The 14124-nt window shown below is 38.3% G+C and carries 13 protein-coding genes; 11 read left to right on the top strand and 2 right to left on the bottom strand.

The genetic code is table 11. The annotated features are described in order from the left end of the window. Nucleotides 1–9: 9 nt before the first annotated feature. The 3 genes from KPL75_RS03800 (at nucleotide 10) to KPL75_RS03790 (ending at nucleotide 2169) form a co-directional block, all read left to right on the top strand. On the top strand, nucleotides 10–918 hold the full coding sequence (locus KPL75_RS03800) for an iron-hydroxamate ABC transporter substrate-binding protein (RefSeq protein ID WP_219919460.1): 909 nt from the start codon (nucleotides 10–12) through the stop codon (nucleotides 916–918). Nucleotides 919–1142: 224 nt separating this feature from the next. Next, nucleotides 1143–1694: a GNAT family N-acetyltransferase gene (locus tag KPL75_RS03795; RefSeq protein ID WP_219919459.1), complete on the top strand. Its 552-nt coding sequence runs from the start codon at nucleotides 1143–1145 to the stop codon at nucleotides 1692–1694. 247 nt (nucleotides 1695–1941) lie between these two features. Next, nucleotides 1942–2169, top strand: a complete 228-nt coding sequence (locus KPL75_RS03790) for a coiled-coil domain-containing protein (RefSeq protein WP_001047525.1) — start codon at nucleotides 1942–1944, stop codon at nucleotides 2167–2169. A gap of 71 nt (nucleotides 2170–2240) precedes the next feature. Here KPL75_RS03790 and KPL75_RS03785 read toward each other — a convergent pair whose 3' ends face one another. Then, on the bottom strand, nucleotides 2241–3566 hold the full coding sequence (locus tag KPL75_RS03785) for an ArsB/NhaD family transporter (protein WP_219919458.1): 1326 nt from the start codon (nucleotides 3564–3566) through the stop codon (nucleotides 2241–2243). Between the two features lie 251 nt (nucleotides 3567–3817). On the opposite strand from KPL75_RS03785, the gene KPL75_RS03780 reads away from it, so the two are divergent. Together KPL75_RS03780 and bshB2 are read left to right on the top strand one after the other, a co-directional pair. After that, nucleotides 3818–4168: a YojF family protein gene (locus tag KPL75_RS03780; protein ID WP_025150464.1), complete on the top strand. Its 351-nt coding sequence runs from the start codon at nucleotides 3818–3820 to the stop codon at nucleotides 4166–4168. A gap of 15 nt (nucleotides 4169–4183) precedes the next feature. After that, nucleotides 4184–4846 carry a bacillithiol biosynthesis deacetylase BshB2 gene (gene bshB2, locus KPL75_RS03775; protein WP_219919457.1) on the top strand — a complete coding sequence of 221 codons (663 nt, stop codon included), beginning with the start codon at nucleotides 4184–4186 and terminating at the stop codon, nucleotides 4844–4846. 69 nt (nucleotides 4847–4915) lie between these two features. Here bshB2 and KPL75_RS03770 read toward each other — a convergent pair whose 3' ends face one another. Further along, on the bottom strand, nucleotides 4916–6148 hold the full coding sequence (locus KPL75_RS03770) for a MerR family transcriptional regulator (RefSeq protein ID WP_219919456.1): 1233 nt from the start codon (nucleotides 6146–6148) through the stop codon (nucleotides 4916–4918). Between the two features lie 187 nt (nucleotides 6149–6335). Here KPL75_RS03770 and KPL75_RS03765 point away from each other — a divergent pair, with 187 nt between their 5' ends. From KPL75_RS03765 to KPL75_RS03740, 6 genes are all read left to right on the top strand, one after another. After that, nucleotides 6336–7622 carry an NAD(P)/FAD-dependent oxidoreductase gene (locus tag KPL75_RS03765; protein WP_219919455.1) on the top strand — a complete coding sequence of 429 codons (1287 nt, stop codon included), beginning with the start codon at nucleotides 6336–6338 and terminating at the stop codon, nucleotides 7620–7622. Between the two features lie 13 nt (nucleotides 7623–7635). After that, entirely contained in the window at nucleotides 7636–9108 is a 1473-nt protein-coding gene (locus KPL75_RS03760) for an aldehyde dehydrogenase family protein (protein WP_219919454.1), read from the top strand. Nucleotides 9109–9153: 45 nt separating this feature from the next. Next, nucleotides 9154–10590 (top strand): MATE family efflux transporter, encoded by a 1437-nt coding sequence (locus KPL75_RS03755; RefSeq protein ID WP_219919453.1) that lies wholly within the window; start codon nucleotides 9154–9156, stop codon nucleotides 10588–10590. A 45-nt stretch (nucleotides 10591–10635) separates the two neighbouring features. After that, nucleotides 10636–10917 (top strand): cupin domain-containing protein, encoded by a 282-nt coding sequence (locus tag KPL75_RS03750; protein WP_219919452.1) that lies wholly within the window; start codon nucleotides 10636–10638, stop codon nucleotides 10915–10917. 172 nt (nucleotides 10918–11089) lie between these two features. Beyond that, nucleotides 11090–12550, top strand: coding sequence for a CoA-acylating methylmalonate-semialdehyde dehydrogenase (locus tag KPL75_RS03745; RefSeq protein ID WP_219919451.1), 1461 nt, complete (start codon nucleotides 11090–11092; stop codon nucleotides 12548–12550). 133 nt (nucleotides 12551–12683) lie between these two features. Continuing rightward, entirely contained in the window at nucleotides 12684–14039 is a 1356-nt protein-coding gene (locus tag KPL75_RS03740) for an aspartate aminotransferase family protein (protein WP_219919450.1), read from the top strand. Nucleotides 14040–14124: the final 85 nt, after the last annotated feature.

Below are 14124 nucleotides of genomic sequence, written 5' to 3'. Positions count from 1 at the left end.
GGAGAACATATGAAAAAGAAACTTTCCATTTTATTTAGCATTATGTGTATTTTAGTATTAGCAGCATGTGGTCAATCGAAACCTAATGAAGAGGCAACTAAAAAAACGGAAAAAAGTAATGATCCAAAAATTGCTTCAATGTCTATTCACTTAACAAATGATTTACTTGCATTAGGAATTACACCAGTAGGTTCTGTTATTGGTGGAGATTTAAAAGATTTCTTACCGCACGCAAAAGAGCAGTTGAAAGATACGAAGAAACTTGGGGTTGTAACAGATCCGAATATGGAAGCATTACTTCAATTAAAGCCAACTGAAATTTATGTGGATGAAAAATATGCTGGCAAAGATTTAGCGAAATACGAAAAAATTGCAAAAACACATACTTTTAATTTAGATGAAGGTACGTGGAGAGATCATTTAAAAGAAGTAGGTAAACTTGTAAACCGTGAGAAAGAAGCGGATAAATATATTCAAGACTATGAAGAACAATCAAAACGAGTAAAAAGTTTAATAGATAAAGAGCTAGGTAATAACGAAAAAGTAATGGCAATTCGCGTGACCGCAAAAGAATTACGTGTATTTAGTACGAAAAGACCGATGGGACCAATTTTGTTCCAAGACTTAGGATTACAACCTGCAAATGGTGTAGAGAAAATTGATGGGAACCGTCCTTTCGAAGTCATTTCACAAGAAGTATTACCTGACTTTGATGCAGATGCGATTTTCGTTGTTGTAAACAGAGACGATAAAGCAAAAGCAGCATTTAAACAACTTCAAGAAACACCAATTTGGAAAGACTTAAAAGCTGTAAAAGGTAAGCACGTATACATTATTAATGACCAACCATGGCTTGACTATTCTGCTTTAGGAAATAAAATGGCGATGGATGAAGCGGAGAAAATGTTTACGAAATAATACAGTTTTGCTATTAGGAAAGGCCCTCTAAATTTGGAGGGTCTTTTTATTGTTTTTATTGTTAGAATAAATGAAAAATTATACAATGAAGTTAATTTAATGTAGAGGAGATGTGCCAATGTCAGCGCTTATTGTAAGTATCCCGTTCATACAAGAGTATATGGAAAAAGGGGATAAATAGGCTAGAATTATTGTCCCCGCTATTTAAAAAGGGGGAGTTTCAGATGACAATTAATCTTTTTCAAGATAAAACAATTAAATTATCAGCTGTTAGAGAAACAGATACTAAAGTAATGGCTAAGTGGCAAGAGGATAGTGAGTATTTAAGAAATGTAGATACAGACTTAGCATGCCCGCAATCTTTACATGAAATATCAAATGATGGACTATTTAAGGGACGAAGATCGAATAGTATTTCTTTCATGTTAAGAACAGTTCATGATGATCGCTTAATTGGTTTTATTGCAATTCATGGCATAGAGTGGAATAACAGAACAGGTTTATTAGCAATTGGTATAGGGGATACAAAAGATAGGGGAAAAGGATATGGGAAAGAAGCAATACATCTTATTTTAAAGTATGCCTTCTATGAAATGAATTTACACCGCGTCGGTCTGGATGTTATTTCTTATAATAAAGCAGCCATTGCGCTATATAAAAAGATGGGTTTTCAAATGGAAGGTTGTATGAGAGAAGCAGTTCAAAGAGATGGAAAGTGTTTTGATCGAATGATTATGGGGATATTGCGGGATGAATGGATGGAGCTGCAAGATTAAAAATACATTCCATATTATATATGTAGTATGCAGGAGATACAATGATAATTGGCGAAATTTTACAGTGAGCTGATTGAATTTATCCCGCTATTTGTGGGCGGTAAAACTCCCACCTCAAAATTCGGCTGGTGCGAAGAAGGTAGGAGATCAACTGTCCATAAATGCCCGATTGGTTCAACTAATAATCAGTGGGGGATGAAAAAAACCCCCACTGATTAAAGTTTCACTTTATAAGGAGCTATGCGAGATGAACTTAGAAAAAAGTAAGCCAGTAAACGAAGAGGTCGCTGAATTAAAGGAGCTTATAAAAGAGCTACACGGAAGTGTGCACCAACTTCAAAGTGAAGTGCAGCAACTAAGGCATGAAAGACCGGTCGTTGAAGTGAGAAAAGGTGTTCAACTATCACCAACAATCGTCGGACAAATAGGTGGTATGATTTTAGGTGGATTAGCAATTATAGGTATATTTTGGTGATGAAAGAAGGTTTGCAGCATGGTGCTGCAAACCTTTTGTATTTGATGATATAATTTCGTACACTACAATTTCTACATTAAATAACGTAAATAAATGTAAGCATGTGATAACAATAGCGCAATGATAGTTAAGGGGAAACCGATTTTTAAGAAGTCCATATAAGAGAATCCATGTCCTTCACGTTTTGCAATACCAGCAACGACTACGTTTGCGGATGCTCCGATTAACGTTCCGTTTCCTCCTAAGCAAGCTCCAAGAGATAACGCCCACCAAAGTACTTCGATTTGCGGGGAATCGACAGATAGTCCGAGTCCTATAGCCAAATCTTGAATAAGTGGAATCATTGTTGCAACAAATGGAATGTTGTCAATTGTCGCAGATGCAATGCCAGATACCCATAAAATAAGTATCGCAGCGAAACCGATATCGCCATTTGTTACGTCGAGTACTTCTTTTGCAAGTGAAGAAATAAGTCCGATATCAATTAACCCGCCAACGAGAACGAATAGTCCGGCGAAGAAGAAAATAGTTACCCATTCAACGTGGGCAAATACATCTTCAATATCATGTTCTTTCACACCGATTAACATAAGAAGTGTAGCACCTGTCATCGCAATAACGGCAGCGTCTACATGAATAATAGAATGAAGTACAAAGCCTAAAATAGTTAGTCCTAAAATCGTAATGGATTTTAAAAGGAGGCTTTGATCTTTAATATAATCTTTCTCATTTAATGCCATTAATTTTTCAATTTGCTCAGGTGTTGTTTTTAGTTTGTTACGATACATGAAGTAAATAATGCCAAGTGTAACGATAGAAATAATAATTACGATTGGAGCTAAGTTTAGTAAAAAAGCATTAAAGTCTAAGTGCTTATTTGCTGATCCAATCATAATGTTAGGCGGATCACCAATTAACGTTGCTGTCCCGCCTATATTTGAAAATAGTACTTCTGAAATTAAATAAGGAACAGGGTTTACTTTTAAAATACGTGTAATGGATAGTGTAACAGGTACGATTAATAATACGGTTGTTACGTTATCCAAAAATGCAGAACCGACAGCGGTTAATAGGGATAGTAATAATAAAATGCGAATCGGTTTTCCGCCAGCTGCTTTCGCTGCTTTAATGGCTACAAATTCAAATACACCTGATTGACTCGTAATATGTACGAGAATCATCATTCCGATTAATAGGGTGATCGTTTCCCATTGAATATGTGATGTGAAAGCAGTATGTAAATCTACAATTCCAAAAATAATCATAATAGCAGCACCGAATAGTGCGATTACAGCACGATTCAATTTTTCAGAAATAATAAAACCGTACGTGACTAAAAATACGGCAATTGCAAAATAATATTGCCAATTTGCTACTTCATGTGCTGAATGTTCCAAGCTTGTCACCTTCTTTAAAGTATGTATTCAATTGTAAAAATGCATCCCTCTGCATAATTTATATTGTAGCAAATTCAAAAAAGAAAGAAAACTATTTAACAAAGTGAAGGAAAAAATGTGAATTCTACATAGGATATAAAAAAATAACAAAACACAGTGCAAATTATTAGGAAAAGTGGGCGTTGTCCTCTAATATAGAGATAGCAATTTACATTATTTTTGCGTAAAATGGTTTAAAGAGGTGAATTCCGATGGAAATAGTAAAAGATAGTTCTCTTATTCAAAATGAAATTGAACGTTTTGTAAATAAAGATGTATATATTCATTTAGAAACGACAAACGGAGCGTATGCATCACACATAAATGAAAAGATGATGACAGTTGGTGCTTTCATTCGAAATGCAATCATTCGTTTTGAACGCGGGAAAATAACTGGAACAAATCCATACCGAGTTGGTCTAAAAATGGATCATGGTTGGGTATATGCAGAAGGTATTACGCACTGGGAAGTAGACGATCAAAAGCGTTTATTACTAGCTGGACATGATAATCTAGGCCGCCTAGCAGTTGCGCTTGAATTAAGCTTAACACCATTTAAGTAAGAAGGAGGGAAACTTATGGAGAGACATGTACTTGTTGTATTTCCGCATCCAGATGATGAGGCGTATGCTGCGGGAGGAACAATTCGCTTATTAACAGATCAAGGAGTACCTGTAACGTATGCATGTGGTACTCTTGGACAAATGGGACGTAACATGGGGAAAAACGTATTCGCTAACCGTGAAACGATTCCAAATATCCGCGAGAAAGAATTGAAAGAAGCTTGTGAAGCGATGGGCATTAAAGATTTAAGAATGATGGGCTTCCATGATAAAACGTTAGAGTTTGAAGATGTTGATTTCGTTGCAGACAAAATTGAAGCAATCATTCAAGAAGTAAATCCATCTCGAATTATTACATTTTATCCTGAGCACGGCGTACATCCAGACCATAATGCATTTGGCCGCGCTGTAGTTCGCGCTGTATCACGTATGCCAAAAGAAGAGCGCCCAGTCATTCATGCAGTTGCAATTACGAAAAATCGTGAAGCGGTACTAGGTGAACCGGACGTTGTAAATAATATTAGTGAAGTATTTGAACAGAAATTAGCTGCACTAAGTGCGCACCGTTCACAAACAGAAGCAATGCTTGAAGACACGCATGCAAAAATAAAAAATAAAGATGCAGCAACATTAAAATGGCTGCAACTTGAACAATTTTGGACTTATAAATGGGAGTAGGCTAGAAGGATATCTTCTAGTAGCTCCTACATAGAAAAAGCGCCGTCACTTGTGACGGCGCTTTTTGTGCTATTTTTTCGTACTAGCCAAATACATGAGCATGTGGAATTTTTCATCTATTACATGATAATCAAAATAAGGTCCTGGATCTGTACAGTAACCGATATTTTCACTTTGCGTGATTTGAAATTCGTGACCTGAAAAATTTTTTTCTAAGTATTTTGGATATAAAATATGTTCGTGAGAATTTGGATATAAGGCTGAAATGTTTTTCAAGGATTTAGCCGAGCTATCATAATACGAGTATCCGCCGACAATCGTTGAACTGTTATGTAAATAGTTTTTTAGAACGTGAATCGGAAACTGCGGATTTAGTAGTGAAAAATCAGTTATTGTAAAACTATCCACAAAAACATCGATGCTAAACGGTTTCAATGGTAGATTTAAATCGGAATTCAAAATATAAAGGACGCGTGGCTTCGGATTCATACGCTCAACTCTGTTTCTAACCTTCTTGAGCATCTCAAGTGAATAGCCACTGAATACATAGGATGCGCTTGTTTCAAGAACATCGATATATTTGGGTAGTGACACGAAAGCGTCAACGTTTGTTTCCACAATTAATTTGTTTTTCAAATCTATATTTTGTAGAACTTTTTGAAATTGAAAATTAATTTTTTCAAATAAGTTAATCATTTTGGGATTGATTTCTTTAATCGTTTCTTTATCGTAAAAATAAGATGGATAAGGAGACGTCTCGTACAAGTTCGCGGTAATAATAATACCTTCCTCGATAGCTGCTTCGTATCCACAGCTACAAGTTAAACTCCCCGTGTGAATGTAGACTATTTTAATCGTTACATCTTTCATTTCAAGGGGAATGCGGCATTTCGGACAATAGAGCAGATTTACAAAGTCAAGTGGAATCCCTGTAACATTCTCTTCTTTAGGTGAAGGTGAGCTAGTTTGAACCGCTTTTTCAATCAAATGAATCGCTTTTGATATGTCTTCTTTTTTATTGTTTAGCTCGTTCTTTTTATCAGTGAGTAAGTTGTTGTAGTAGTCGATATCCTCATGGTCCGAGAAGTTTGTGACACGTCGATACGATAAAATTCGTTGGATTTCTATCAATGAAAAATGAAATTTTTTCAGCTCAGTAATAAAAGTCATGTCGTCGAAACACAATTGGTTCATTTGATACTGGGTGTTTTTTTTGTCTGGTATTAATAATCCTAGTTCAATGTAATAACGAACTGTATCGGTTGTCACATGAAAAAGCTTCGCAAATGTACCAATCTTCATAGATGTACCCCCTGATGAAAAAAGTGGAGTTACTCCACTTTTTTCGCAAAATGAATTCAAAAAACTCTCAAATGGCTATTGACTTGGAGGAAACTCCAAGTCATATTATTAATTTAATAAATGAGAATATTTTGAATATTTTTGACTGTATTGTAACATACATGTCACGAAAGGAGAAGGATTAGCTATGGATAAGATGGATCATATGGATACTCTCTCACTTTGGAAAGCGACTGCAAACAGCTATGACAAAGGAAAACCTCTTGAAGGAAATGAAGAGGCGGATGTTGTCATTATTGGTGCAGGTTTCACAGGTCTTTCTTCTGCATATCATTTGCAAAAGTTAGGGAAGAGTGTCATTGTCCTTGAGCAGGAAACAATCGGATATGGCGCAAGCGGTCGCAACGGCGGGATGGTATTGCCGGGCTATAAGTCAACGATGCAGGAGCTTGCCAAGAAGTATGGTGCCGAAGAGGCGAGACAGCTTAACGATCTTTCTCTGCTTAGTGTTGAATTAGTTAAAAACATTATCGACGAGCATCAAATCAACTGTAATTTTAGAAAGACAGGTCACATTGTGGCAGCTTACAAAGCCAAGCATTTTGAAGGATTGAAACATGAAAGCGAATACTTAAACAAAAATTTTGGATATGAATGTAGCGTGCTTAATCGAAGTCAGTTGCATCAAGAAATTGATTCCCCGCAATATTATGGTTGCTTAGTCGACAACTCGAGTTACTCATTCCAACCACTGAACTATGCAATTGGTTTGGGAGAAGCAGCTAAATCAATTGGTGCAAAAATCTTTGAGCATTCGAAAGCACTATCTATTGAGTACGGCCGAAATATTGTGAAAGTTGTTACAGAAAAAGGTACTGTTACAGCGAAAGACATTATTGTTGCTACAGATGGTTACTCTGGAAAAATCATGGCTGAACTGAATAAAGGCGTACTACCAATTTCGGCACGCATTATTGCTACTGAACAGCTTTCAGAAACACTTTTGAATACCGTCATTCCTAAAGATCGCATGGTTTTTGATACGAGTAGTTTTCTTTACTATTTCAGGCGTACACCAGATAATCGGATCGTATTTGGCGGTGGTGATATTCGTCCGAACTTAGGTGATGCCGTTTATCAAAGTGTTTACGATGCCATGGTTAAAATAATGCCAAAACTAGAAGGAAGCAAGATTGATTACAGGTGGGGTGGATTTATCGGTGTGACAATTGATACGTTCCCGGTTATCGGCAGATCTAAAGAAGGCGCATATTTTGCAACTGGTTATACAGGCCACGGCGCGTCTCTCTCAACATTGTTTGGTAAGTTATTGGCACAATGGATTGTTACGGGGAATGCAGGTGGATATCGATTTGAAAAGGAACGCCTCAAATCATTCCCATTCTATAATCAGAAAACGATGCTGGTCAATATAGCACATATTGGTTTCAAACTGGTAGATATTATTGCGTAAAGGAGAGGTGTTTATGGAAATTAACATGTTCATTGACGGAAAATGGGTAGAAGCATTATCGGGTGCTAGACGAAATATTATCAATCCTGCAACTGAAGAGGTTATTGCGACGTCTGCCCATGGATCAGCAGATGATGCCAAGATAGCAATCCAGGCGGCTCGTAAAGCGTTTGACAGCGGAATTTGGTCAGATTTATCGGCTGATGAAAGAGCTGATTATTTATATAAGATTGCAGACCGTCTTGAAGAGAAGACAGCTGAAATTGCACGTTTGGAAACTGCAAATAACGGTAAAGTTATTCGTGCAACAACCTATGTAGATATTCCTGTATCGGTTCAATGCTTCCGCTATTATGCTGACTTGATTAAAGGTATGAAAAAGGAATCTTACAATCGTGATGATTCTTCAGAAACGATTGTTATTCATGAACCAATTGGTGTTTGTGGACTGATTGTACCTTGGAACTTCCCGCTTATGCTAGCTGTTTGGCAAATTGCTCCTGCACTTGCCTCAGGAAATACAATTGTAATTAAGCCTGCCGACGTCACTCCTGTAAGCGTATTTAAATTATTTGAAATCATCGAAGAGGTTGGACTTCCGGACGGAGTAGCAAACCTAGTATTAGGACCTGGCTCAAAGGTTGGAAATGAGCTTGCAGAGAGTCACGATGTTGACAAAGTTGCCTTTACCGGTGGGACAAAAACAGGTCAAAGTATTATGCGCGCAGCTGCGGGCAATATGAAAAAAGTCACACTTGAATTAGGCGGGAAATCTCCACTTATGGTGTTTGACGATGTGGATTTTGAAACGGCAGTCGATAATGCGATGTTTGGTATTTTCCACAACGCTGGGCAAGTTTGTTCAGCTGCATCCCGTTTGCTTGTACAAGAGACCATTTACGATAAGTTTGTTGAAAGATTGGCCGAGCGTGCGAACAAAATTGTAGTTGGAAACGGAGAAAGCGAGAATATCGAAATGGGAGCTCTCACAACCGAGTCTCATATGAATGACGTTTTACATTATATAAAGAGTGGAATTGAAGAAGGTGCAAAATTAGTTTGTGGTGGTAAACGTTTAACAGAAAATGGGCTTGATCGAGGGTTTTTCATCGCACCAACAATCTTTGCTGATGTAAATGCAGATATGCGTATTGTTAAGGAAGAGATTTTTGGACCAGTCCTTGTTGTACAGAAATTTAAAGATGAGGAAGATGCGATCCAAAAAGCGAATGATTCCATTTATGGATTAGCCGGTGCTGTATTTACTGAAGATATGGACCGAGCAAAACGTGTCATTAGTAAATTACGTGCGGGAATTACTTGGATTAATAGTTATCATCTTGCTTATGTTGAAGGTCCTTGGGGCGGATATAAGCAAAGTGGAATCGGTAGGGCTTTAGGTGTTGCCGGACTGGAGCACTTTATGGAAACGAAGCAAATCAATATCCACCAGCATGCCAAGCCTGTAGGTTGGTATGTGAATTAATTGAGCTTAACTTGCTATATAAATTATTTGTAAGGGGATATGCTCATGAAAATAGTGGACAACCGTCCGTCATCGAACATAGAGAAGCCAGAAGGAATGAATAAGTCGGTGGATGATTCAGTGCTCGGAACCAAAAGTATTCCGTTACTATATTTACGGTTTGCTTTGGCAGGAATTATGGCTAATGTAATTCTAGGAGTTGTATCGGTTATCGATGGCTATTTCGTCAGTGGCTTTCAGGAGCTGGAAATCGAAGGGATAGGAATTGGATTTACCGTTATGGTTATTACCCGTATGATCGGTGTTCTTTTGGGTGTGGGAGCCGGAGCGGTCATTTCACTTCGACTGGGAAAAGGAAAGCTAGAAGAAGCTAGAAGTATTATGGGACAAACTTTATGGTTTACTCTTTTCCTTTCCTCTTTGTTAGCTATACTTGGATTGGCCTTTGAAACGGATATTATGATTCTATTTGGAGCAAGTGATGAAGCGCTTCCGTATGCGGTGCAATATAGCCGACTACTATGGATTTCGTTGCCATTAACGATATTGGCCGTTGTATTAAGTATTTTAGCTAATATCGATGAAAAACCTATATTATCAATGAACAGTTGGTTAGTCGCAGCGGCTGTTGCTGGAATTATGGAATGGATTATGGTAGTGAAGTATGACATGGGGATGATGGGTTCTTCATGGGCTAATACGATTTCGCAATCGATTCCTGTTCTCTTAATCTTTTATTTCTGGTTTGGTAAAACAAAACTTAAGCCGAAAATGAAAGACATGATGATAAATTTCAAGAAAATTGGTGAAGTAGTTTGGACGGGTTTTGCATCTTTCTCTAGTCAGTTCATGATGTTTATTGCAATTATTTTCACCAACAATTTACTGCAAAGCTACGGAGGTGGTCTGCACGTTGCGGCTTTCACGATTCAAAATGGTTACATTACAAATCTCCTCGCTTTAGCGGCGCTCGGTGGGATGACAGGGCTTCAACCGATTATTAGTTATAATTACGGTGCAGGCAACCTTGATCGTGTGAAACAAGCAATTAAGATGGGACTCATTTTTACAGTTTCCTTCTTTGTAATTGTGACAGCCATATTAATCATTTTTGCAGATCCAATTGTGTCATTTTTTTCCGGTGGTAATCCTGAATTGCAAAAACTGGGCATTTGGACGACGGTTGTATTCAATTGTTTGTTTACACTTAGTGCAGTTAGCTTGCTTGTCTCTGGTTATTTTGAATCACAGGAGAGAAACTGGTCCGCAACGTTTATTAGTGTAAGCAAAATATTATTGTTCATGTTACCATTTCTATTTATTTTCCCGAAATTCTGGGGTGTAGAAGGTGTATGGTACGCTGCTCCTGCTGCAGAAATTCCAGGTGTTCTCATTGCTATATACTTTATGAGAAAAGAGTTTAAACGTTTAAAAGCTACCAATATTAATACAGATACCAATGTTAAAACAGTAGATTTATAGGAATGTATTCCGTCAAAATTACTAATAAGAGAGAGGGATATCATCATGTTTTTTGCGAAAAAAATTACAGCAGAAGAAGCAGAGCAACTAGGTGCCAACACATGGGAACCATGGGTAGGTGAACCGAATAAAGGAACGTGGCATGTAGAAGAACAGGAAGTTTTCTATGTGACAGATGGTGAAGTGTTTATTACTGTTGATGGGAAAAAGTATCATGTTACAAAGGACTGGGTTGTTTCCTTGGCTAAGGACCTTGTTTGTGAATGGGATTGCCCAGTATTTTTGAAAAAGAATTATAAGATGAACCATGAGATTGATCTGAAATAATGTGAACTGGGAGTGAAAAAATGCTAAGCAGATGACTGCTCCTACGTATTCAATGGACAAGATTAGTAATGTTGGAGATATGTAAATCAGTTTACATATAATCAAATGAATGCGCTTTCTTTTGAGCGGTGTAATACAAAGGATGGTTATCTTAAAATTAGGAGGTTTCACCATGGTAGTAACGAAAAATGTACAAACGTTAAAAAATTATATTGGCGGACAATGGATAGAATCCACAAGTAAACAAGTTGAAGATGTACCAAATCCAGCAACAGGCGAAATTATTGCTCGTGTGCCACTTTCGACTAAAGAAGATTTAGATAGAGCTGTAGCAACTGCTAAAGAAGCATTCAAAACTTGGAGAAGGGTGGCTGTACCTCGGCGTGCTCGGATTCTATTTCGTTATCAACAGTTATTGATTGAAAACTGGGAAGAGTTAGCGAAACTCGTTACCTTGGAAAACGGAAAAAGTTATAAAGAAGCTTACGGTGAAGTACAGCGAGGGATTGAATGTGTTGAATTTGTTGCAGGTGCACCCACTTTAATGATGGGAGAGCAACTTCCTGATATTGCTACTGGTGTTGAATCAGGGATGTATCGTTACCCGATTGGAGTAATCGCAGGAATAACGCCATTTAACTTTCCAATGATGGTGCCATGCTGGATGTTTCCACTCGCGATTGCATGCGGAAATACGTTTGTATTAAAACCATCTGAAAGAACACCATTGCTGGCAAATCGCATAGCTGAACTGTTTAAAGAAGCAGGTCTTCCAGATGGCGTGTTAAATATTGTGCATGGTGCACATGACGTCGTGAATGGCGTTCTTGACAATGAAGATGTGAAGGCTGTATCTTTCGTTGGTTCTCAACCTGTGGCTGAGTACATATATAAAACAGCAGCAGCTAACGGCAAACGTGTACAAGCTCTAGCAGGTGCAAAAAATCATTCGATCGTATTAAAAGATGCGGACCTTAATTCTGCAGTGAAAGAAATTACAAGTGCTGCCTTCGGTTCAGCTGGTGAAAGATGCATGGCGGCGGCTGTTGTTGTCGTGGAAGAAGAGGTTGCAGATGAGCTCGTTAATAGACTGCTTCAAGAGGCTAATGCAATTACGATTGGTAATGGCCTGGAGGAAGATGTTTTCCTTGGTCCCGTTATTCGCGACGGACATAAAGAGCGTACACTCGGATACATTCAATCTGGTATAGAGCAGGGAGCGACACTTATTCGTGACGGACGTGAAGATGATGCAGCAAACGGTAACGGTTATTTTGTTGGCCCAACAATTTTTGACAATGTGACACAGGAAATGAAAATCTGGCAAGATGAAATTTTCGCACCGGTTCTTTCTGTTGTACGTGTAAAAGACTTGGCGGAAGCGATTCATGTTGCTAATGCATCACCGTTCGCAAATGGTGCATGCCTATACACCGATAGCGCGAAAGCTATTCGTGAATTCCGTGAAGAAATTGATGCAGGTATGCTTGGGGTCAATCTTGGGGTTCCTGCTCCAATGGCATTCTTCCCATTCTCAGGTTATAAGAAATCCTTCTATGGTGATCTCCATGCAAATGGAAAAGATGGCGTAGAATTCTATACTCGCAAGAAAATGCTTACGGCTCGTTATTGAAAGATTGATCCCGCATTAACGGGCAGTAAGATCCCCACCTCAAAATTCAGCTGGAGCAAAGAATTTAGGTGGGGGATGAACAAAACCCCCACTGATTAAAGTTTCACTTTATGTGAAACCATAAAAGAATAGAATGGAGTTGGTGATTGTGCAAGCGACAGAGCAAACACAAAGTTTGAAACAAGCAGATGAAAAGTACCTTTGGCATGCAATGAAAGGAGCATCCCCTAATCCAACGAATTTAATTATTACAAAAGCAGAAGGAGCATGGGTGACGGATATTGATGGAAACCGTTATTTAGACGGCATGTCCGGTCTTTGGTGCGTGAATGTTGGGTATGGACGAAAGGAGCTTGCAAGGGCGGCTTTTGAACAGCTTGAAGAAATGCCATATTTCCCTCTGACACAAAGTCATGTTCCTGCTATTAAATTAGCAGAGAAATTGAATGAATGGCTTGATGATGAATATGTCATTTTCTTTTCTAACAGTGGATCGGAAGCAAATGAAACGGCGTTTAAAATTGCTCGTCAATACCATCAACAAAAAGGTGATCATGCACGTTATAAGTTTATTTCACGCTATCGTGCTTATCACGGTAACTCAATGGGGGCTCTTGCGGCAACAGGTCAAGCACAGCGAAAGTATAAATATGAACCACTCGGACAAGGGTTCTTGCATGTAGCACCGCCTGATACGTATCGCAATCCAGATGATGTTCGTACACTGGCAAGTGCTGATGAAATCGATCGTGTTATGACATGGGAGTTAAGTCAAACAGTAGCCGGCGTGATTATGGAGCCGATTATTACCGGGGGCGGCATTTTGATGCCTCCTGATGGATATATGGAAAAAGTAAAAGAAATTTGCGAGAAGCACGGTGCGTTGCTCATTTGTGATGAAGTTATATGTGGATTTGGCCGGACTGGGAAGCCATTTGGATTTATGAATTATGGCGTTAAACCAGATATCATTACAATGGCAAAAGGTATTACAAGTGCGTATCTTCCTTTGTCAGCAACAGCAGTCAGAAGAGAAATTTATGAGGCATACGTAGGCAGTGAAGATTATGATCGCTTCCGCCATGTGAATACGTTCGGAGGGAATCCAGCTGCTTGCGCCTTGGCTTTGAAAAATTTAGAAATTATGGAGAATGAGAAACTCATTGAACGTTCCAAAGAATTGGGTGAACGACTGTTATATGAATTAGAAGATGTAAAAGAGCATCCAAACGTAGGGGATGTTCGCGGAAAAGGCCTTCTTTTAGGTATTGAACTAGTGGAAGATAAGCAAACGAAAGAACCGGCTTCCATTGAAAAGATGAACAAAGTCATCAATGCTTGTAAAGAAAAAGGTCTAATTATTGGTAAAAATGGTGACACTGTTGCAGGTTACAATAATATTTTGCAACTTGCACCTCCATTAAGCATTACAGAGGAAGACTTTACTTTTATCGTTAAAACAATAAAAGAATGTTTAGCTCAACTGTAATTAATTATTGATAAATTTTGCTGGAAAGCGGAACAGCATCTCGAGAGATATATCTTTAAATATGGAACGAATCACTCTAAAAGAG

It is taken from the genome of Bacillus sp. NP247 (assembly GCF_018966865.1).
Lineage (GTDB): Bacteria > Bacillota > Bacilli > Bacillales > Bacillaceae_G > Bacillus_A.
The sequence above is the reverse complement of the archived record's forward strand: the minus strand, read 5'-3'. Positions and strand labels throughout refer to the sequence as shown.